Origin of the sequence: Brevundimonas sp. MF30-B, from assembly GCF_004683885.1 — a bacterium.
Lineage (GTDB): Bacteria > Pseudomonadota > Alphaproteobacteria > Caulobacterales > Caulobacteraceae > Brevundimonas.
Window position 1 is genome coordinate 1,530,362 of record NZ_CP038440.1, and the last position, 19,692, is coordinate 1,550,053.

The 19,692-nt window shown below is 67.9% G+C and carries 20 protein-coding genes and 1 pseudogene; 15 read left to right on the forward strand and 6 right to left on the reverse strand.

Features of this window, described 5'->3' with window-relative positions:
* Positions 1-771, forward strand: coding sequence for a flagellar biosynthetic protein FliR (fliR, locus tag E4M01_RS07680; RefSeq protein WP_135061288.1), 771 nt, complete (start codon positions 1-3; stop codon positions 769-771).
* Complete coding sequence (gene flhB, locus E4M01_RS07685) at positions 764-1,846, forward strand: flagellar biosynthesis protein FlhB (RefSeq protein WP_135061286.1); 1,083 nt, start codon at positions 764-766, stop codon at positions 1,844-1,846. Before fliR ends, flhB begins: the two co-directional genes overlap by 8 nt.
* On the opposite strand, the gene E4M01_RS07690 is transcribed toward flhB, so the two are convergent.
* Positions 1,843-2,493, reverse strand: a complete 651-nt coding sequence (locus E4M01_RS07690) for an alpha/beta hydrolase (RefSeq protein WP_135061284.1) — start codon at positions 2,491-2,493, stop codon at positions 1,843-1,845. The genes flhB and E4M01_RS07690 overlap by 4 nt on opposite strands.
* A 152-nt stretch (positions 2,494-2,645) precedes the next feature.
* Between E4M01_RS07690 and E4M01_RS07695 the strand changes: the two genes are divergently transcribed.
* From E4M01_RS07695 to E4M01_RS07750, 12 genes are read left to right on the forward strand one after another with little or no spacing between them, the layout of a single operon-like run.
* Positions 2,646-3,107, forward strand: coding sequence for an Rrf2 family transcriptional regulator (locus E4M01_RS07695; RefSeq protein WP_135061282.1), 462 nt, complete (start codon positions 2,646-2,648; stop codon positions 3,105-3,107).
* Positions 3,104-4,240, forward strand: a complete 1,137-nt coding sequence (locus tag E4M01_RS07700) for a cysteine desulfurase family protein (RefSeq protein ID WP_135061280.1) — start codon at positions 3,104-3,106, stop codon at positions 4,238-4,240. The genes E4M01_RS07695 and E4M01_RS07700 overlap by 4 nt, the downstream gene beginning before the upstream one ends.
* The gene (gene sufB / locus E4M01_RS07705; protein WP_135061279.1) at positions 4,240-5,706 is read left to right on the forward strand and encodes a Fe-S cluster assembly protein SufB; all 1,467 of its coding nucleotides are present in this window, start codon (positions 4,240-4,242) and stop codon (positions 5,704-5,706) included. Before E4M01_RS07700 ends, sufB begins: the two co-directional genes overlap by 1 nt.
* Positions 5,707-5,735: 29 nt before the next feature.
* Positions 5,736-5,957, forward strand: coding sequence for a hypothetical protein (locus E4M01_RS07710; RefSeq protein WP_135280319.1), 222 nt, complete (start codon positions 5,736-5,738; stop codon positions 5,955-5,957).
* A 7-nt stretch (positions 5,958-5,964) separates the two neighbouring features.
* The gene (gene sufC, locus E4M01_RS07715; protein WP_135061275.1) at positions 5,965-6,714 is read left to right on the forward strand and encodes a Fe-S cluster assembly ATPase SufC; all 750 of its coding nucleotides are present in this window, start codon (positions 5,965-5,967) and stop codon (positions 6,712-6,714) included.
* A complete protein-coding gene (sufD, locus tag E4M01_RS07720; protein WP_135061273.1) occupies positions 6,711-7,736 on the forward strand; it encodes a Fe-S cluster assembly protein SufD in 1,026 nt (341 codons plus the stop codon). The genes sufC and sufD overlap by 4 nt, the downstream gene beginning before the upstream one ends.
* Positions 7,715-8,962 (forward strand): aminotransferase class V-fold PLP-dependent enzyme, encoded by a 1,248-nt coding sequence (locus tag E4M01_RS07725; RefSeq protein WP_135061271.1) that lies wholly within the window; start codon positions 7,715-7,717, stop codon positions 8,960-8,962. Before sufD ends, E4M01_RS07725 begins: the two co-directional genes overlap by 22 nt.
* Before the next feature lie 3 nt (positions 8,963-8,965).
* Positions 8,966-9,355, forward strand: a complete 390-nt coding sequence (locus E4M01_RS07730) for an SUF system Fe-S cluster assembly protein (RefSeq protein ID WP_135061269.1) — start codon at positions 8,966-8,968, stop codon at positions 9,353-9,355.
* A gap of 11 nt (positions 9,356-9,366) precedes the next feature.
* Positions 9,367-9,759, forward strand: a complete 393-nt coding sequence (locus E4M01_RS07735; protein WP_135061267.1) for an iron-sulfur cluster assembly accessory protein — start codon at positions 9,367-9,369, stop codon at positions 9,757-9,759.
* Position 9,760: 1 nt separating this feature from the next.
* A complete protein-coding gene (locus E4M01_RS07740; RefSeq protein WP_135061265.1) occupies positions 9,761-10,750 on the forward strand; it encodes a methionine ABC transporter ATP-binding protein in 990 nt (329 codons plus the stop codon).
* On the forward strand, positions 10,750-11,406 hold the full coding sequence (locus tag E4M01_RS07745) for a methionine ABC transporter permease (protein ID WP_135061263.1): 657 nt from the start codon (positions 10,750-10,752) through the stop codon (positions 11,404-11,406). Before E4M01_RS07740 ends, E4M01_RS07745 begins: the two co-directional genes overlap by 1 nt.
* Positions 11,407-11,429: 23 nt before the next feature.
* Entirely contained in the window at positions 11,430-12,236 is an 807-nt protein-coding gene (locus E4M01_RS07750; RefSeq protein WP_135061261.1) for a MetQ/NlpA family ABC transporter substrate-binding protein, read from the forward strand.
* A 12-nt stretch (positions 12,237-12,248) separates the two neighbouring features.
* Here E4M01_RS07750 and parE read toward each other — a convergent pair whose 3' ends face one another.
* The 5 genes and pseudogenes from parE to phaC all read right to left on the reverse strand — a co-directional run bounded on the left by parE (position 12,249) and on the right by phaC (position 19,123).
* Positions 12,249-14,252: a DNA topoisomerase IV subunit B gene (gene parE, locus E4M01_RS07755; RefSeq protein ID WP_135280320.1), complete on the reverse strand. Its 2,004-nt coding sequence runs from the start codon at positions 14,250-14,252 to the stop codon at positions 12,249-12,251.
* A 321-nt stretch (positions 14,253-14,573) separates the two neighbouring features.
* Positions 14,574-14,813 (reverse strand): O-antigen ligase, encoded by a 240-nt coding sequence (locus E4M01_RS14520; RefSeq protein WP_245161291.1) that lies wholly within the window; start codon positions 14,811-14,813, stop codon positions 14,574-14,576.
* Positions 14,814-15,740: 927 nt separating this feature from the next.
* A pseudogene (hemB, locus tag E4M01_RS07765) lies at positions 15,741-16,750 on the reverse strand (porphobilinogen synthase).
* Positions 16,751-16,790: 40 nt separating this feature from the next.
* Entirely contained in the window at positions 16,791-17,165 is a 375-nt protein-coding gene (locus E4M01_RS07770) for a hypothetical protein (protein WP_135061253.1), read from the reverse strand.
* Complete coding sequence (gene phaC / locus E4M01_RS07775) at positions 17,162-19,123, reverse strand: class I poly(R)-hydroxyalkanoic acid synthase (protein ID WP_135061251.1); 1,962 nt, start codon at positions 19,121-19,123, stop codon at positions 17,162-17,164. The genes E4M01_RS07770 and phaC overlap by 4 nt, the downstream gene beginning before the upstream one ends.
* Positions 19,124-19,192: 69 nt before the next feature.
* Between phaC and E4M01_RS07780 the strand changes: the two genes are divergently transcribed.
* A complete protein-coding gene (locus E4M01_RS07780; RefSeq protein ID WP_245158131.1) occupies positions 19,193-19,672 on the forward strand; it encodes a hypothetical protein in 480 nt (159 codons plus the stop codon).
* Positions 19,673-19,692: the final 20 nt, after the last annotated feature.

Sequence of the window (19,692 nt, forward strand, 5' to 3'; positions counted from 1 at the left end):
ATGGACCCCTACGCCACGGCCGATCAGGTCTGGGCCGGGGCCCTGATCTTCGCACGCATCGGCGCGATCCTGATGCTGATCCCCGGCATCGGCGAGAGTTATGTGACGCCGCGCATCCGCCTGTCGCTGGCGCTGGTGGTCAGCCTGGCCTTGTGGCCGGTGGTGGCGGGCGCCCTGCCGGCGCTTCCGGCGACGATCGGCGGCATGGTCGGCTGGATCATCCGCGAGGTGATCGTCGGCCTGATGATCGGCGCCCTGCTGCGGATGTTCATGGCGGCCATGGCGACGGCCGGCGAGATCGTCTCGCTGCAGACCACGCTCGGTTTCGCCCAGACGGCCAACCCGCTTCAGGCCCAGCCCAGCACGACGCTGGGGGCGTTTCTGACTCTGTTGGGCGTGACGCTGGTCTTCGCCACGGATACCCATCACCTGTTCATCGCCGGACTGGTGGGATCCTATGAGCTGGTCGCGCCGGCCCGGCCGCTGATGATGCCCGACTTCGCCACCATGGCGGTGCGCACCATGGGCGACAGCTTTGCGCTGGGCGTTCAACTGGCCGCGCCGGTCCTGGTCTTCGCCCTGATCTTCAACCTGGCCTCGGGACTGGTGGCGCGTGTCATGCCTCAGTTTCAGGTCTTCTTCGCCGCCGCGCCGCTGTCGATCCTGCTGGGCCTGTCGATCTTCGCCTTGAGCCTGGGCGTTGTCGGCACGGTCTTCATCGATCGCTATCGGGCGTTGGCGAGGGTCTTCGTGGGGGGCGCCGGTGGCTGAAGACGTCGATCCCGAGTCCAAAACAGAAGACGCGACCCCGCGAAAACTTCAGGAGGCGCGCAAGAAGGGCGATGTCGCCAAGTCGCCGGATGTCGCCCAGACCCTGTCGCTGGCGGGCGCCGCGGCGGTTCTGCTGACCAGCGGCGGCTGGTTCGCCAACCGCATCGCCCAGGATCTGCTGCCCTTCATCGCCCAGCCGCACGCCATGGTCGGCGGGATAGAGGCCGGGGCGGGGATGGAGATCGGCATGCATGCCCTATGGGCGGTGGCGCCCTTCATGGCGGCGGTCATGTTCGCGGTGATTTTGGGTGGGGCGGGGGGCAACCTGGCTCAGTCAGGCGGCTTCATCTTCACCGGCGAAAAGGTCAAGCCCAAGCTGTCTAACCTTAGCCTGATCAAAGGCTTCAAGCGCATCTTCGGCCCGGATGGGATCGTTCAATTCATCAAGACCCTGATCAAGCTGGTCGCCGTCTGCGCGGTCTGCTGGTGGGTGCTGAAACCGCATGCGCGCGAGTTGGAGAACCTGGCCGGCATGGTCCCGGCCGCCGTCCTGCCGCTGGCGCGCGACCTGTCGTTCGCCCTGATCGGCGCGGTGCTGGTGTTTCTGGCCCTGACGTCAGGCGCGGATTATCTGTGGCAGCGGCACCGCTTCGCCAAGCGGATGCGCATGGCCAAGCACGAGGTCAAGGAGGACTTCAAACAGTCCGAGGGCGATCCGCACGTCAAGGCCAAGCTGCGCCAGATCCGCAATCAGCGCAGCCGCCAGCGCATGATGCAGGCCGTGCCGACCGCCACGGTCATCGTCACCAACCCGACCCACTTTTCCGTGGCCCTGCGCTACGAACCGGACAAGGGCGACGGCGCGCCGATCTGCGTGGCCAAGGGCGTCGACGCGGTCGCCTTGCGCATCCGCGAGGTGGCCAGGGAGCACGAGGTGCCGATCGTCGAGAACGTGCCGCTGGCGCGTGCGCTCTACGCCGCCGTCGATGTCGACGAGGTCATTCCACGCCAACATTTCGAAGCCGCCGCCAAGGTGATCGGCTTCGTCATGCAGAAGCGCAGGCGCGGCGCTTAGGCCGGTTTTTCTTCCAGACGCTTGTCCAGATAGGCGCCCACGCGGCGTTCGACGGCCGGGACGTGGTCCTGCCAGAAGTGGCTGGCGCCTTCCTCCAGCTCATAGTCGATGACGATGCCCTTCTGGGTGCGCAGCTTGTTGACCACGCGCTCGACGTCGACCGGCGGCACCACGGTGTCGGCCGTGCCGTGCAGGAACAGGCCCGAGGCCGGGCAGGGGGCCAGGAAGCTGAAGTCGTAGATGTTGGACGGCGGCGAAACCGAGATGAAGCCATCCGTCTCGGGCCGGCGCATCAAGAGCTGCATGCCGATGTAGGCGCCGAACTGATAACCGGCGACCCAGGTCTGGGTGGCGGCCGGGTTGGACGACTGCAGCCAGTCCAGGGCCGTCGCCGCGTCGGCCAGCTCGCCGATGCCGCTGTCGAACTCGCCCTGGGACTTGCCCACGCCGCGCGAGTTGTAGCGCAGGGTGGCGAAGCCGCGCTGCTGGAACAGCTGGTGCAGCGTCACCGTCACCGGATTGTTCATGTGCCCGCCCGCCTTTGGGTGCGGATGCAGGATCAGGGCAATGGGGGCGTTGTCGCGCTTGCCGGGCGAATAGCGGCCTTCGATGCGGCCCGCGGCGCCGGGCAGGATGACTTCAGGCATGTGACCCTGTCTTCAACTGTCGTTTCGCAGCTGCGTAATACTTGACCACGCCGGTAGGACTTTCTAAGTCCAGTCGGCGCGCCGCAGCCTTTCGGAAGGCGCGGGTTCTAGCACATGAGCCCCGAAAAGCGCGCGATTTTTGAGGGCGAGCGATGCGACTGTCGACGAAGGGACGATACGCCGTGATGGCGATGGCCGATCTGGCGCGCAATGGGCGCGACCGGGCGGTGTCCCTCGCCGAGATCGCGGCGCGTCAGGAAATCTCGCTCAGCTATCTGGAGCAGCTGTTCGCGCGGCTGCGCAAGGGCGCGCTGGTCAAGAGCGTGCGCGGTCCCGGCGGCGGCTACCGGCTGGCGCGCGAGGCGCAGGACACCATGATCGCCGACATCGTTCTGGCCGTCGACGAGCCGATCCGTGCGACGCGCTGCGTCGGCGCCGGCTCGCCGCGCGGCTGCATGATCAAGGGCGAGCGCTGCATCACCCACCATCTGTGGGAAGACCTGGGCGCCGAAATTCACGCCTATCTGGCCAGCGTCAGCCTTGAGGACGTGGTCGAGAACCGCACGCGTCAGCGGCGTCAGCCCGCGAGCGCGGGTCTGGAGGCGGCGGCGTGAGCGTCTATCTGGACTACAACGCCTCGGGCCTGGTTCGTCCTGAAGTTCAGGACATCATGGCCAAGGCTCTGGCGGACAACGGCAATCCGTCGGCGGTGCACGCCGCCGGCCGGCGCGCGCGGGCTCGGATCGAGACGGCGCGGGCCCAGGTCGCCGGCCTGGTCGGCGCCGACGCCACGGCGGTGATCTTCTCGTCCGGCGGCACCGAATCCAACGCCCAGGCCGTGGTCAGCGCCATTCGCGGCGGCTGCGACCGCGTCATCGTGTCGGCGACCGAACATCCCTGCGTGGCCGAGGCGGCCGCCGTTTCGGGCGTGGCTGTCGAAGTGCTGCCAGTCGACGCCGACGGCGTGGTCGATCTGGAGTGGCTGAAGACGGCGCTGGCCAGGCCGGGCCGGGCCCTGGTCGCCATCCACCACGCGAACAACGAGAGCGGCGTGATCCAGCCGATCGCCGAGGCGGCAGCCCTGGTGCGCGCCGCCGACGGCTGGCTGCACGTCGACGCCATCCAGTCGGCGGGCAAGATCGAAGTCAACATGGCGGCGCTGGACGCCGACACCGTGACCCTGTCGGCGCACAAGCTGGGCGGACCCCAGGGCGTCGGCGCGCTTGTGCTGAAGCCCGGCCGCGAGGCGGTGCGCATCCTGCACGGCGCCGGTCAGGAGCGGGGCTATCGCGCCGGCACCGAGAATGTGCCCGGCTTGGCCGGCTTTGGCGCGGCGGCGGACTGCGCCGTCCGGGACCTGCCGCTGGCTGAAGCGCATCAGGCCTGGCGCGACGCGGCCCAGGCGCGCGTGAAGGCGGCCGGCGCGACCATCGTCGGCGATGCGTCGCCGCGCCTGCCCAACACTCTGTTCCTGGCCGTCGAAGGTTGGGACAGCCCGCAGCAACTCATCACCCTGGACCTGTCCGGCGTCATGATCTCGGCCGGCAGCGCCTGTTCGTCGGGCAAGACCAAGCCGTCCAAGACCCTGGTCGCCATGGGGCTGGACCGCCTGGCCACGGGCGCTGTGCGCGTCTCGGGCGGCTGGGGCACGGTCGAGGCCGACTGGGCGCGGTTCGCCGACGCCTGGATCGCCGCCTGGGAGAAACACAAGACGCGCGCCGCCGAGCGCATGAAGGAAGTCGCCTGATGGCCGCCGTCAAGGAAACCGTCGACGCCGTCGCCGCGCTGGAGAAGTACGCCCACGGCTTCACCTCCGACATCGAGACGGAATATGCGCCCAAGGGGCTGAACGCCGACATCGTGCGCTTCATCTCCGAGAAGAAGGGCGAGCCGGAATGGATGCTGAAATGGCGCCTGGCCGCCTATGAGCGCTGGCTGGCGATGGAGGAGCCGACCTGGGCGGCGGTGAAATACGAGCCCGTCGACTATCAGGATCTGTTCTACTACGCCGCGCCCAAGCAGAAGGTCGCGCCCAAGAGCCTGGACGAGGTCGATCCCGAGCTTCTGGCCGTCTACGCCAAGCTGGGCATCCCGCTGAAGGAGCAGGAAGTCCTGGCCGGCGTCGAGGGTGCGCCGCGCGTGGCTGTGGACGCCGTGTTCGACAGCGTCAGCGTGGTCACCACCTTCAAGAAGGAGCTGGAGAAGGCCGGCGTGATCTTCATGCCGATATCCGAAGCCCTGCGCGAACACCCCGAACTGGTGCGCCAGTATCTGGGCTCGGTGGTGCCGGTGTCGGACAACTATTTCGCGGCGCTGAACAGCGCGGTCTTTTCGGACGGGTCGTTCGTCTACATCCCGCCGGGCGTGCGCTGCCCGATGGAGCTGTCGACCTATTTCCGCATCAATGCGAGCCAGACGGGCCAGTTCGAACGCACCCTGATCATCGCCGATAAGGGCTCTTACGTTTCCTATCTGGAGGGCTGCACGGCGCCGATGCGCGACGAGAACCAGCTGCACGCGGCGGTCGTGGAGATCGTGGCGCTGGACGACGCCGAGGTGAAATACTCGACCGTCCAGAACTGGTACCCCGGCGACGCCGAGGGCAAGGGCGGCATCTACAACTTCGTCACCAAGCGCGCCGACTGCCGCGGCGATCGGTCCAAGGTGTCGTGGACCCAGGTCGAAACGGGTTCGGCCGTGACCTGGAAATACCCGTCCTGCCTGCTGAAGGGCGAGGACAGCTCTGGCGAGTTCTATTCGATCGCCATCACCAACGGGCATCAGCAGGCCGACACGGGCACCAAGATGGTGCATCTGGGCAAGAACTCGAAGTCGAGGATCATCGCCAAGGCGGTGTCGGCGGGGAAGTCGGACTCGACCTATCGCGGCCTGGTCTCGGTTCACCCCAAGGCGACGGGCGTGCGCAACTTCACCCAGTGCGACAGCCTGCTGATCGGCAAGGAGTGCGGTTCTCACACCATCCCCTACATCGAGGCCCGCAACGGCTCGGCCCAGCTGGAGCACGAGGCGACGACGACGCGGCTGAGCGACGATCAGCTGTTCTACGCGCAACAGCGGGGTCTGTTGCAGGAAGAGGCCGTGGCCCTGCTGGTCAACGGCTTCGTCCGCGACGTGATGCAGAAGCTGCCGATGGAGTTCGCGGTCGAGGCACAGAAGCTGGTGGCGATTAGCCTTGAAGGGAGCGTGGGGTGACTGCAACGATCTCGACTCTTCGTCGACAAATGGCCGATCTCGTCGACGGTTCGACAGACTTCCGCGGAGTTGAGGTCTCGATTGTGGACGGTGAAGTTTTCATCCAGGGCAACCCCACAGAGCTCCTGTCCTTGGCGGAAAGATGTCTGCGGGTAGCGGAGGCAAGCGATCCTGCGGCTCACGCCCACATTGATGACTTCACCGATTTGCCAACCGGGTTTGTCCCTCTGACCATCATTCGTAAGGCATGACTATTTGATGCTCTCCATCTCCAACCTTCACGTCTCCGTTGGCGACAAGCCGATCCTCAAGGGGCTGACGCTCGATGTTCCGGCGGGCGAGGTGCACGCCGTCATGGGGCCGAATGGGGCGGGCAAGTCTACGCTGGGCTATGCTCTGTCGGGACGGCCAGGCTACGAGGCGACGGATGGCGCCGTGACCTGGCGCGGCGAAAATCTGCTGGACCTGGAGCCCGCCGAGCGCGCGGCCAAGGGCGTCTTCCTGTCGTTCCAGTATCCGATCGAGATCCCTGGCGTGCCGGCCCTGACCTTCGTGCGCACGGCGCTGAATGCGCAGAAGCGTGCGCGGGGCGAGGAGGAAGTGTCGGCCCCCGCCTTCCTGAAGATGGTCAAGGCGGCGTCGCAGGCGCTGAAGATGGACTTCGACATGCTGAAGCGGCCGTTGAACGTCGGCTTCTCGGGCGGCGAGAAGAAGCGGATGGAGATCCTGCAGATGGCGCTGCTGGAGCCGTCGCTGCTGATCCTGGACGAAACCGATTCCGGTCTCGACATCGACGCTCTGCGCATCGTCGCCGAAGGGGTGAACGCCCTGCGCGGGCCCGAGCGCTCCATGCTGGTGATCACCCATTATCAGCGCCTGCTGGACTACATCAAACCCGACAAGGTCCATGTGCTGGCCAACGGCCGTATCGTCGCCTCGGGCGGGCCCGAGCTGGCGCTGGAGCTGGAGGCGGAGGGCTACGACAAATTCCTTCCGGCGGCGGCATGAGCCTGGCCGTTCAGATCGATCTGAAGGACGCGTCCAGCTTCCCGTCGCGTCGGGTCGAGACGTGGAAATACAGCGACCTGCGGCGCTATCTTCGCGACGCGCCTCAGCCGTCGGGAACAGCGGTTGTGGATCGGCCGGGACCGTTCGACGCGCTTGGCGGCGAGGCGATCGTGCTGGCCAATGGGCGGCCGGTCGGCGCGACCGACTTCATCGCCTCGGGCCGGCAGACGCTGCGGCTGCGCTATATCTCCGACGCCGACGGGACCGGCCACACGGCCTCGGCGCGGATTTCGGCGCGCGAAGGCGCCCAACTGCTGATCCTGGAAAGCCACGAGGGACGGGGCGGGGCCTATGTCGCCCACAACCGGCTGGACATCGACGTCGCGCCCGGCGCCGAGGTGACGCGGCTTGTGCTGGTCGAAGAGCCTGAACAGGCGATCTCTGTCATGAACGCCGACGTGCGCCTGGCGCCCGGCGGCCGCTATCGCCAGACCGTGGTCGCGACCGGCGCAAAGCTTCAACGGATCGAGACCCAGGTGCTGCACGGCGGCCAGGGCGCCGACGCCCGCATCGACGGCCTGTATGTGCTGGACGGCGCGCGCCAGACCGACCTGACCAGCGTGGTCGACCACGCCAAGCCGGACGGGACCACCAGCCAGCTGATCAAGGGCGCGGCCCGCAGCGACGGCGCGCGCGGGGTCTTCCAGGGCAAGATCGTCGTGCGTCGCGGGGCCGACGGCACGGATGCGCGCATGGGCCACCATGCCCTGATCGCCTCGGACCGCGCCGAGATCGACGCCAAGCCCGAGCTGATCATCTACGCCGACGACGTGCAGTGCGCGCACGGCAATACGATCGGCACGCTGGATGAGCAGGCTCTGTTCTACATACAGCAGCGTGGTCTGTCGGCCGATGAGGCGCGGGCGCTGTTGACCCAGGCCTTCCTGATCGAGGTGGTCGATCGGATCGAGGCCGAGGACGCCAGAGAGGTGGTGCGCGAATGGCTGACGGCGCGACTTTGACCGCGCGTCCCGCGCTGGATGTCCAGGGCCTGCGCGCCCAGTTCCCGATCCTGTCGCGGCAGGTGAACGGACGGCCGCTGGTCTATCTGGACAACGCCGCCTCGGCGCAGAAGCCGCGGGCGGTGATCGACAGGCTGGTTCAGGTGATGGAGCACGGCTACGCCAATGTTCACCGGGGCCTGCATACCCTGTCGAACGAGGCGACCGAGGCGTATGAGGCGGCGCGCGAGACGGTCGCGCGGTTCCTGAACGCGCCGTCGGCGGAGAATATCGTCTGGACCAAGGGCGGGACCGAGGCGATCAATCTGGTCGCCGCCGGGATCGGCCAGTCCATCCAGCCGGGCGACGAGATCATCGTCAGCGAGATGGAGCATCACTCCAACATCGTGCCCTGGCACATGCTGCGGGAACGGCATGGGGCGGTGCTGAAATGGGCGCCGATCAGGGACGACGGTTCGCTGGACATGGCCGCCTATGCCGACCTGCTGGGGCCGAAGACCAGGGTCGTGGCCGTCACCCACATGTCGAACGTGCTGGGGACCATCAATCCGATCGCCGAGATCACGCGACTGGCCCACGCGGCCGGGGCGCGGGTGCTGATCGACGGCTGCCAGGGGGCGGTGCACGCGGCGCCCGACGTCCAAGCCATCGGCTGCGACTACTATGTCCTGACGGGCCACAAGCTGTACGGCCCGACCGGCATCGGCGTGCTGTACGGCACGGCCGAGGCGCTGGAGAGCCTGCCGCCGTATGAGGGCGGGGGCGAGATGATCGAGACGGTCGAGAAGGACCGGATCACCTACGCCAAGCCGCCGCACCGGTTCGAGGCGGGGACGCCGCCGATCATCGAGGCCATCGGCCTGGGCGCGGCGCTGGACTGGCTGTCCGCCCTTGATCGCGATGCGGTCGCCGCGCACGAGGCGGCTCTGTACGCCCGCGCGCGCGCCGCCGTGGCCGAAATCGACGGTTTGCGAGTGCTGGGCGAGGCGCCCGGCAAGGGCGCGATCCTGACCTTCGACGTTCAGGGCGCCCACGCCCATGATCTGGCCCAGGTGATGGACCGCTATGGCGTGGCCGTGCGGGCCGGCCTGCATTGCTGCGAGCCCCTGGCGGCGCGTCTGGGCGTGACCTCGAGCACGCGGGCCAGCTTCGCCCTATATAATACTGCGGAGGAGGTCGACGCCTTCGCCGATGCGCTGATCCGGGCGCGGAAGTTCTTTGTGTAAGCCATGGAAGACACGAACATCACCACCAGCGCCGACTTCGCCCAGAGCTGGGATGAACCGCAGAAAAGCGCCCTGTCCCAGGCTGAGCTGGACCGGCTGACCGACGACCTGGTCACGGCCTTGAAGACGGTGTTCGACCCGGAAATCCCGGTCGACATCTATGAGCTCGGCCTGATCTACAAGGTCGATGTGAACGACGACAAGGACGTGCTGGTCGAGATGACCCTGACGGCCCCCGGCTGCCCGGTGGCCGGCGAAATGCCGGGCTGGGTCGAGGATGCGGTGATGAAGGTCGAAGGGGTGAAATCCGCCCGCGCCAATCTGGTGTTCGACCCCCCGTGGGATCCGTCAAAGATGAGCGACGAGGCCAAGCTGGCCTTGAACATGTTCTAGGGAGCGGCTCCATGACCGACCTGCAGACCGCCCCGAGACCGCGCCGCCCCCGGCCCAAGGCCGTGACGCTGACGGACGCCGCCGCCGCCCGCATCCGCGAGATCGTGGACGCCGCCGGCCGGCCGGTGGCGGGCCTGCGTGTGGGCGTCAAGAACGGCGGCTGCGCGGGACAGGAATACACCTTCGCCCTCGCCGACAGCGCCGAGCCGCTGGACGAGGTGGTCGAGGACAAGGGCGCGACCGTGCTGATCGAGCCGAAGTCGATCCTGTTCCTGATCGGGTCGGAAATCGACTTCGAGACGACGCGGATGGCGTCCAAGTTCGTCTTCCGCAATCCGAACGAATCCGACGCCTGCGGCTGTGGCGAAAGCGTCACCATCATCCCGGCCTTGGCGGACGACTGACATGATCCGGCTGGAAGGGGTGACCCGGCGCTATCGCAGCGCCGCCGGCGAGCGGATCGCGCTGGACGGCGTGGACCTGGAGATCGCGCGCGGCGAGGTCTTCGGCGTGGTCGGTCGGTCGGGCGCGGGCAAGTCGACCCTGATCCGGGCCATCAACCGGCTGGAGACGCCCGACGCAGGCCGGGTGTTCGTCGACGATCAGGAGATCACGGCGCTGAACCCGGCCGAACTGCGCGCCGCGCGGCGGCGCATCGGCATGATCTTCCAGCATTTCAACCTGCTGAACTCCAAGACCATCTTCGACAACGTCGCCTTTCCGTTGCGCCTGGAAGGCCGGCCTGCGGCCGAGGTTACGGCGCGGGTGCACGAACTTCTGGAGCGGCTGGGCCTGGCCGAGCACGCCCGCAAGCATCCGGCCCAACTGTCCGGCGGGCAGAAGCAGCGGGTCGGCATCGCGCGCGCTCTGGCCTGCGGGCCCAGCGTGCTGCTGTGCGACGAGGCGACCAGCGCGCTCGACCCGGAGACGACCGACGACATCCTGACGCTGTTGGATCAGCTGAACCGCGAGCTGGGCCTGACCATCGTGCTGATCACCCACCAGATGGAGGTGGTGCGCCGCGTCTGCGATCAGGTGGCGGTTCTGAAGGACGGGCGGATCGTCGAACAGGGCCCGACCGCCGACGTCTTCCTGCATCCCAAACACCCCGTGACCCAGGCCATGCTGGCCGAGGGCGAGGAGGCGTTCGACGCCTCGGTGACGCCGCCCGGCGCGCGTCTGGCGCGGCTGACCTTCCGGGGCGCAGCCACCTATGAGCCCGAACTGAGCCGTGTCGCGCGCTCGACCGGCGTCGACTATTCGATCCTGTCGGGCCGCATCAGCCGCATCCGGGGCGAGCCCTACGGCCAGATGACCGTGGCCTTCACCGGCGGCGACGCCGCGGCCGCAGTGGCGCAGCTGACAGCGCGCGGCGTGGTGGTGGAGGCGGCCTGATGTTCGAAAACGTGCGCTGGGACGAGATCGGGCAGGCGACGCTGGACACCCTGCTGATGCTCGGCGGTTCGCTGGCGCTGACGGTGCTGTTGGGCCTGCCGCTGGGCGTGTTGCTGTATCTGTCGGGCAAGGGGCGGCTGGCGTCGAACCCGGCGCTGAACGCGGTGCTGTCCTTCGTGGTCAATGTGCTGCGGTCGGTGCCCTTCATCATCCTGCTGATCGTCATGCTGCCGCTGACCGTGCTTCTGGTCGGAACGTCGCTGGGCGTGGCCGGGGCCATTCCGCCGCTGGTGGTCGGGGCTGCGCCCTTCTATGCGCGCCTGGTCGAGACGGCGCTGCGCGAAGTGGACAAGGGCGTGGTCGAGGCGACGCAGGCCATGGGCGGATCGACCTTCCAGATCGTCACCCGCGCCCTGTTGCCCGAGGCCATGCCGGGCATCATCGCCGGCGCCACGGTCACGGCCATCGCCTTGGTCAGCTATACCGCCATGGCTGGCGTCGTCGGGGCCGGCGGCCTAGGCGACCTGGCCATCCGCTTCGGCTATCAGCGCTTCCAGACCGATGTGATGGTGGTCACCGTCGTGCTGTTGCTGGTGCTGGTTCAAATCCTTCAAATGGCCGGTGACCGCCTGGTCCAGGCCGTCTCTCACCGCTGATCGCTCCCCCGAAAGGCCTTCCCATGATCCGTCGTTCGCTGCTGATTTCCGCCGCCGCCGCCCTGATGCTCGCTGCCTGCGGCCAGGGCGATGAAGCCAAGGGCGGGGCCAATGCGCCGCTGCGCATCGGCGTGACGCCTGTTCCCCACGCTGAAATCCTGGAAGCGATCCGCCCGACGCTGGCGGCCGAGGGCGTGCCGATCGACGTGGTGGTTTTCAACGACTACGTCCAGCCGAATGTCCAACTGTCCGAAAGGCGGCTGGACGCCAACTACTTCCAGACCAAGCCCTATCTGGACGAGTTCAACCTGGCGCGCGGCACGGATCTGGTGACCGTCGCCGGCGTGCACGTCGAGCCGCTGGGTCTGTATTCACGCAAGCACGCCAACCTGGCCGCCGTGCCGGCGCGCGGGCTGGTGATCCTGCCGAATGATGCGTCGAACACCGGCCGCTCGCTGCTGCTGCTGCAAAGCGCTGGCCTGGTGCGGTTGCGCGACGCGACGAACCCGCTGCAGACGGTGCGCGACATCGTTGAGAATCCGAAGAACCTGACCTTCCGCGAGATCGAGGCCCCGGCCATCCCGCGCACCCTGTCGGAGGCCGACGTGGCGGTGATCAACACCAACTACGCCCTGGACGCTGGGCTGAAGCCGCGCACCGACGCCCTGGCGCTGGAAGGCGCCGACAGCCCGTACATCAACTATCTGGTCTCGCGCGCGGACAACGCTGAGGACCCGCGCGTCCAGGCCCTGGCCCGCGCCCTGCGCAGCCAGGCGGTCAAGGACTTCATCGCCGGCAAATACGAAGGCGCGGTGATCCCGGCGGCTTAAAGCCGCCGGTTCTCAAACGTCGAGATCCGCCACCGCGAAGCGGGCGTTGTCCTGGATGAACTGGTAGCGGGCCTCGGCCTTGCGGCCCATCAGGCGCTCGACCAGGTCCTCGATCTCGTCCTCGCTCTCGGGCACCGAGACGCGGGCGAGGGTGCGCTTCTTCGGATCCATGGTGGTCTCCTTGAGCTGGGAGGCCATCATCTCGCCCAGGCCCTTGAAGCGCCCGATCTCGACCTTCTTGCCCTTGAAGACGGTGGCCAGAAGCTCGTCGCGGTGGGCGTCGTCGCGGGCATACTCCGACAGCGGGCCGGCCGAGAGGCGATAGAGCGGGGGCAGGGCCATGAACAGGCGGCCCTGGCGGATGGTCTCGGGCATGGACCGGTAGAAGAAGGTGATGAGCAGCGCCGCGATGTGGGCGCCGTCCACGTCGGCGTCGGTCATGATGACAATGCGCTCATAGCGCAGGTCCTCGATGTTGAACCGGCTGCCGGGCTGCACGCCCAGGGCCAGGGCCAGGTCCGACAACTCGACATTGGCGCGCAGCTTGTCGGCCGTGGCCGAGGCGACGTTCAGGATCTTGCCGCGCAGGGGCAGGATGGCCTGGGTCGTCCGATCACGCGCCTGTTTGGCCGAGCCGCCGGCCGAATCGCCCTCGACGATGAACAGTTCGGTGCCTTCGGCCGATTGCCGCGAGCAGTCCGACAGCTTGCCGGGCAGGCGCAGCTTGCGGGTGGCGGCGGCGCGCTGGACCTCCTTGTCCTTGCGACGGCGCAGACGGTCCTCGGCCCGGTCGATGACGAAGCCGAGCAGGGCGTTGGCCTGTTTCGGGCTTTCGGTCAGCCAGTGATCGAAGGGATCGCGCATCAGCTGTTCGGTCAGGCGTTGACCTTCCGGCGACGACAGGCGGTCCTTGGTCTGCCCCTGGAACTCGGGATTGCGGATGAAGACCGAGATCAGGGCGCCGGCATTGGCGATGACGTCCTCGGCCGTGATCAGGCCGGCGCGCTTCTCGTTGATCAGTTCGCCATAGGCCTTGAGGCCTTTGACCAGGGCGGCGCGGAAGCCGGCCTCGTGGGTGCCGCCGTCGGGCGTCGGCACGGTGTTGCAGTAGGAGGAGACGAAGCTGTCGCTGTCGCCGAACCCGATCGGCGACCAGGTCACGGCCCATTCGACCGCGCCCGCCTCGCCCTTGCGCTCGACCCGTCCGGCGAAGGTCGGGGTGACCGTCTCCATCTCGCCAATGCGCTCGACCAGGGCGTCGGCCAGGCCGTTGGGGAAGTGGAAGGTGGCGGTCGCGGGCGTGGCGTCGGTGATCCGCTCCTCGGCGCAGGTCCAGCGGATTTCCACGCCCCGGAACAGATAGGCCTTGGAGCGCGCCATGCGGTACAGGCGCGCGGGCTTGAAGGCGGCCCCAACGCCGAAGATCTCCGCGTCCGGGTGGAAGCGGATCAGCGTCCCCTTCTTCTTGGAGGGCCCCACCTGCTGGATGGGGCCCAGCACGTGCCCGCGGCTGAAGGACTGCTTCCATTCGAAGCCGTCGCGCCACACGGTGACGTCCAACTGGTCCGACAGGGCGTTGACGACCGAGACGCCGACGCCGTGCAGGCCGCCGGAGGTCTCATAGGCCTTGCCCGAGAACTTGCCGCCCGAGTGCAGGACGGTCATCACGACCTCCAGCGCCGACTTTCCCGGATGCTTCGGGTGCGGATCGACGGGGATGCCGCGGCCGTCGTCGCGCACCGACAGGAAGCCGTCCGCGTCCAGATCGACCGTGATCAGCTTGGCGTGGCGGGCGACCGCCTCGTCCATGGCGTTGTCCAGCACCTCGGCGAACAGGTGATGCAGGGCCCGCTCGTCGGTGCCGCCGATGTACATGCCGGGGCGTTTGCGGACAGGCTCCAGCCCCTCCAGCACCTCGATCGACGAGGCGGAGTATCCGGTGGCCTGGGCCGTCGCGGGACTGGGGTGCGCCGTCAGCTCCGCCTTGGGTGCGGCCGGCGCGGGCAACGGGAGCAGCGACAGGGGCCGGCGCGAGCTTCGGCGGCAGCGTCAGGCTCCGGGCCTTTCGGCTCGGGAATGTCATCGAACAGGGAAGGAGCGGCGGAGTGAGCCATGGTCTCGATTGTGCGGCCGATTCGGGAGCCGGTGACGTAGGCCGCGCGCGGACGCGGGGCAAGCGCGGCGGCGGGAGCGCGCGCCGCTGTGGGTTCGCGCATTGTCGCCCGCGCCACGATCGCCAGAACCAGCGCCCAGGGCAGGTGCTGGTGGGTCAGGATCACGCTTTCCGACAGGCTCAGCAGAATGAAGACCGTCAGATAGGACAGGCTCCACCAGCCCTCACGCCGCGCCCTGATGCGGCAGGCGCACGATCAGGCAGAGGGCGGCGATGGCCAGGATGGCGCCGACCAGGAAGGCTCCCGGCCAGCCGACCTGGACCAGAAGATCGATCCAGCCGTTGTGGGCCGACGGCACGATCCACTGCGTTTCCTGACGCACGAAGGCGGCCGGCTCGCTGTGCGGCCCCCAGAAAGCGGCGTAACCGTAGCCCGTCAGCGGCCGCTCGGCGACGCGGCGCATCAGACTGGCCCAGATGTCGGTGCGGCCGGTCAGCGAAGGGTCCTTGCCCAAGGCCTCCAGGATCTCGCCGGATTCGGTCGAACCACAGCCAGGCGCCGAAGGCGACCGCCACCACGCCCAGCCACACGGCCACGACCGTCAGCGCGGGCCCTCCACGTTTGAGCACCCACAATCCGCCGACCAGGCCCACACCCAGCACCAGGCACAGCAGCGAGGTCTTGGACTGGGTGCCCAGGATCAGCAGTGTCGACAGGCCCAGGGTGGCGAACGGGATCAGCCGGCGCGGATCGCCAGCCGCCAGGCTGGCGGCGGCGGAGACGGCGGCGATCACCATGACCAGGCCCATCTGGTTTTTCTCGTACCAGAGCCCGCGCCATAGCCCCGCGTTGACGTCGCTGTGCACGCCGATCGACGGCATGGCGAAGATCATCACCAGACTGCCGATCCCCATCAGCAGTCCCGCATGCATCAGCAGGCGGGGCAGGGCGATGCCTCGAAAGGCGGCGCCCAGATAGACGGCGAAGACGCTGGTCATGGCCATGGCGATGGGTGCGCCGCTGGGTCACCTCGGCGAAGATCGACCAGTATTTCGAACTGAAGGCCAGCCCGACCAGCAGCAGAACCGCGATCCACGCCGGCCAGGCTCGGCACATATCCCGAAAGCGCACCAGCACCAGCGCCAGGGTGATCAGATAGATGGGCGGCCACACCAACCGCAGGATCGGCGCCTCGCCCTGGTCCGGCGCGAAGATTGGCCCCAGAACGGCGCCGGTCAGCATGACCACGACGAATCCGGCCGCCAGCTGTTCCCACCAGAGCGGATCCCCATCGAGCGCGGAGCTGCGGAAAGCGGCCATGGCGCCAGAGTTCACAATCGCGGTTAAGAATGCGTGCGCGCCGGCGTCAGGATCGGGCCCCGACCGAACGCTAGCGTGTCAGAAGACGGGCCGCGTCGGCCGCGAAATAGGTCAGCACCCCGGCGCAGCCCGCACGCTTGAAAGCCGACAGCGTCTCAAGGACCGCGCGGTCCTCGTCGAGCCAGCCCTGGGCGATGGAGGCCTTCATCATCGCGTACTCGCCGGACACCTGATAGGCGAACGTCGGCACGCGGAAAGTCTCGGACACGCGCCGGACGATGTCGAGATAAGGAAGGCCCGGCTTTACCATCACCGCGTCGGCGCCCTCTGCGATGTCCATGGCGACCTCGCGCAGGGCCTCGTCGGAGTTGGCGTAGTCCATCTGATAGGTCTTCTTGTCGCCTGCCAGCATCTTGGCCGAGCCCACCGCGTCGCGATACGGGCCGTAGAAGGCCGAGGCGTATTTGGCGGCGTAGGACAGGATCAGCGTGTCCTGGAAGCCGTTGGCCTCCAGCGCCTCGCGGATGGCCTGGACGCGGCCGTCCATCATGTCGGACGGGGCCACCACGTCCGCGCCGGCATGGGCGTGGATGAAGGCCTGTTCGGCCAGCCGATCCAGCGAGGCGTCATTGATCACGCGGCCATCCTCGACGATGCCGTCGTGGCCGTGGTCGGTGTAGCAGTCCAGCGCCACGTCGGTCATGACGCCGATCTCGGGGCGCGGCGTCCTTGATCGCCTTGATGCAGTCCGGGATCAGGCCGTCGGGGTCGGTCGCGCCGGTCCCGACCGCGTCCTTGATCGCGCCGTCGACGTTGGGGAACAGGGCGACCATCGGAATGCCCAGGTCGCGCGCCTCGACCGCCGCCTTGGCGGCTTCCTTGGGCGACAGGCGGAAGACGCCGGGCATGGAGGCGACGGCCTGTCGGTCGTCAGCGGCCGTCATGCACGATCAACGGCCAGACCAGATCGGCCGGGGTCAGCAGGGTCTCGGCGGTCAGGCGGCGCACCCAGGGGCTGGACCGCAGGCGGCGCGGGCGGGCGAGCGGGAAGGGCGCGGGGGCGAAAGGCGGCGTGGTCATGGCCGCTCCTTAACGCCCCGGGAGCCCGGATAGAAGGCCGTCAGCGGCGACGGGCCTTGATGGCCGACTCGATCGTCAGGGCGAACCAGATGGCGGCGATGATGATCAGCAGGCCGAGATCGCGATCGGGGAAGAACAGCGGAACCAGCGACATGATCATGGTCATGAGCGGGAACAGCCCCGCCCACACCAGGGTCGAGGGCGATCCCAGATGGATCATCGGCGGCCGTTGAAGGCCCATGCGCTTGGACAGGACGGCGTTCAGCGGCAGGAAGGCCAGGATGACCACGGCCGAGATGACGACATAGCGCAGCCACAGCCCCTCCGGCCCGTAGATCGACGCCGTCATGAGCACGAGGGTGAAGGGAAAGGCGGTGGCCAGCGCCAGCAGGAGGTTCGGTTCGACGCGGTTCAAGACTTCACTTTCACATAGCTGCCCGGCGCGGGCTCGATGGGCTTCATCGGACCCTTGGACGGATCGCGCGCCGCGATCCAGTCGCCCGAGCGTGAATGCAGCCATTCGCCCCAGTGGTTCCACCAACTGCCGGGATGCTCGGCCGCGCCGGCGCGCCACTCCTCAAGCGTTTCTGGCAGGGCGTCGTTGATCCAGTGCTGATACTTGTTTGCGGAGGGCGGATTGATGACCCCGGCGATATGGCCCGATCCCGCCAGGGTCAGGGTCACGGCCGCATTGGTGAAGGCGCGGGCCGAGCGATAGACCGAGTTCATCGGCGCGATGTGGTCCTCGCGGCTGGCCTGGAAGTAGAGCGGGATGGTGACCTTGGTCAGGTCGATGCGCTCGCCCCCGATTTCGAACAGGCCCTGGGTCAGGGCGTTCTTGCCGTACATGGAGCGCAGATAGTCCATGTGCAGCGCCTTGGGCATGCGGGTCTGGTCGGCGTTCCAGAACAGCAGATCGAACGCCGGCGGCGCCTTGCCCATCAGATAGTTGCTGACGAAGAACGACCAGATCAGGTCGTTGGCCCTGAGCGCGTTGAAGGTCTCGGCCATGGCCGCGCCCGGCAGGACCCCGCCGGCGGCGTCCATCTGCTGCTCGATCTGCTCCAGCCAGTGCTCGTCGGTGAACAGCAGCAGATCGCCGGCTTCGGCGAAGTCGTGCTGGGCGGCGAAGAAGGTGGCCGCGCCGATGCGCTCGTCCTCGCGCGCCGCCATATGGGCCAGGGCCGCGCCCAGCAGGGTGCCGCCGATGCAGTAGCCGACCGCATTCAACTGCTTGGCGCCCGACTGCTCCAGCGCCTTGTCGACGCAGCGGTAGATGCCCTTCTCCAGATATTCCGGGAAGCCGAACTCGGCCTTGTCCTTGTCCGGATTGACCCACGAACAAACGAAGACGGTGAAGCCCTGGGCCGACAGCCAGCGGATCAGCGAGTTCGCCGGCTGCAGGTCCATGATGTAGAATTTGTTGATCCACGGCGGGAAGATCAGCAGCGGGATGGCGCGCTGCTTGTCGGTCGCGGCGTCGTACTGGATCAGCTCGAACAGCTCGTCGCGCCAGACGACCTGACCGGGCGCGGTGGCCACGTTCTCGCCGACGGTGAAGCGGCCGTAGTCGGCCTGGCTGATCTTCAGCTTGCCCTGTCCGCGCTCCAGATCGGCGGCGAAGTTCTGCATGCCCTGGACCAGGCTTTCGCCGCTGGTTTCAGCCAGGGCCTTCAGCGCCGCAGGGTTGGAGGCCAGGAAGTTGGCGGGCGAGAAGGCGTCGGTCAGCAGCTTGGTGAAGAACTCGGCCCGGCGCTTGACCCTGGGATCGACGTCTTCGACCGAGGACACCAGTCCGTTCATCCAGTCCGACGTCACCAGATAGGAGCGGCGCATGACGTCGAACATCGGGTTCTCGGACCAGGCCGGATCCTTGAACCGCTTGTCGGCGGGCGCAGGCGTCGGCGGCTCGCCCGCCGCCTGACGAGCGGTCGAGGCCCACAAGTCCATATAGCGGCCAAACAGATCGGCCTGGGCCTGGAACAGCTTTTCGGGCCTCGCCGCCAGACTGGTCATGACCGAGGTCATCGCAGGCGCGACATTGAAAGGGTCGGGCGAGAGGGCCGCGGGCCGGTCGGCCTGGCTGAGCGCCGCCTCGGCGATCGCGGATTGGGCGGTCATGGCCGCCTTGGCCAGGTTCAGCGACAGGGTCTCGATCAACTGGCGATGATCGGCGCCGGCGGGGGAAGGCGGGGGCGCCTCGGCGCCCGACGCAGTGGACGGTTCAGGGGCGATCTGGGTCTGAGGCTGAGCCTGGGCCTCGGCCTGCTTCTTCGCCTTGGCCGCGGCGCGCGGGCGTGGCGGCTTGGGCGAGGTAGGGCGGCCGGCCTTGCGCGCGGGCTTGTCGGCGGTGTCGGCGGGGCGCTTGGCCATGGGGTGTCCTCCGTCGAAATCGGTCGCGGGCGCGCGGGGTGCGCCTTTCGCCCAGGGGGATCATGGCATATGACCGATCCTGAAATGAACGCGTTTTCCATCAGAAAGTTGAAGGCGCCGCTCGCGACGGGCGCGCTGGCGGCTCTGGGCTTTAGCCTGAGCGGCTGCGCCCTGGGCTTTGATCCGGCGACCGATGCAGCCTCGCCGCTGGCGCCGCGCGTGCAGCAGCTGGTGGACGCCAACCGCGAATATCCCCGCTGGGAGAACTTCCCCGCCGCGCCGACCGGCCTGCCGGCGCCGGTCGAGGTCGCCACGCGCGTAAATACGCTGCGCGCCACTCAAGGGGCCCTGGCCGCCGAGATCGCGGCCAATCCGCAGATTCTGGAAGACCCGGCGGCCTTTGAGGCCGAGACCCGCGCGCGCGTCGAAGCCGTGCCGGTGTCGCCTGATTCGATCCGCACCCTGTCGGACATCGATGAGTTCGCGCGCCGCCAGCGCGCCCGCGCCGCCGCGCCGCCGCCCATCGACCGGCATCCCGATCGTCGTTGAACGCGCTTTCACGACACCGT

Excerpts from the sequence above, each read along its gene's own strand:
- fliR (WP_135061288.1), top strand. The coding sequence starts at position 1 with ATGGACCCCTACGCCACGGCCGATCAGGTCTGGGCCGGGGCCCTGATC.
- E4M01_RS07690 (WP_135061284.1), bottom strand. The coding sequence starts at position 2,493 with ATGCCTGAAGTCATCCTGCCCGGCGCCGCGGGCCGCATCGAAGGCCGC.
- E4M01_RS07695 (WP_135061282.1), top strand. The coding sequence starts at position 2,646 with ATGCGACTGTCGACGAAGGGACGATACGCCGTGATGGCGATGGCCGAT.
- sufB (WP_135061279.1), top strand. The coding sequence starts at position 4,240 with ATGGCCGCCGTCAAGGAAACCGTCGACGCCGTCGCCGCGCTGGAGAAG.
- E4M01_RS07710 (WP_135280319.1), top strand. The coding sequence starts at position 5,736 with ATGGCCGATCTCGTCGACGGTTCGACAGACTTCCGCGGAGTTGAGGTC.
- sufC (WP_135061275.1), top strand. The coding sequence starts at position 5,965 with ATGCTCTCCATCTCCAACCTTCACGTCTCCGTTGGCGACAAGCCGATC.
- sufD (WP_135061273.1), top strand. The coding sequence starts at position 6,711 with ATGAGCCTGGCCGTTCAGATCGATCTGAAGGACGCGTCCAGCTTCCCG.
- E4M01_RS07725 (WP_135061271.1), top strand. The coding sequence starts at position 7,715 with ATGGCTGACGGCGCGACTTTGACCGCGCGTCCCGCGCTGGATGTCCAG.
- E4M01_RS07730 (WP_135061269.1), top strand. The coding sequence starts at position 8,966 with ATGGAAGACACGAACATCACCACCAGCGCCGACTTCGCCCAGAGCTGG.
- E4M01_RS07735 (WP_135061267.1), top strand. The coding sequence starts at position 9,367 with ATGACCGACCTGCAGACCGCCCCGAGACCGCGCCGCCCCCGGCCCAAG.
- E4M01_RS07740 (WP_135061265.1), top strand. The coding sequence starts at position 9,761 with ATGATCCGGCTGGAAGGGGTGACCCGGCGCTATCGCAGCGCCGCCGGC.
- E4M01_RS07745 (WP_135061263.1), top strand. The coding sequence starts at position 10,750 with ATGTTCGAAAACGTGCGCTGGGACGAGATCGGGCAGGCGACGCTGGAC.
- E4M01_RS07750 (WP_135061261.1), top strand. The coding sequence starts at position 11,430 with ATGATCCGTCGTTCGCTGCTGATTTCCGCCGCCGCCGCCCTGATGCTC.
- E4M01_RS14520 (WP_245161291.1), bottom strand. The coding sequence starts at position 14,813 with ATGCGCCGCGTCGCCGAGCGGCCGCTGACGGGCTACGGTTACGCCGCT.
- phaC (WP_135061251.1), bottom strand. The coding sequence starts at position 19,123 with ATGGCCAAGCGCCCCGCCGACACCGCCGACAAGCCCGCGCGCAAGGCC.
- E4M01_RS07780 (WP_245158131.1), top strand. The coding sequence starts at position 19,193 with ATGACCGATCCTGAAATGAACGCGTTTTCCATCAGAAAGTTGAAGGCG.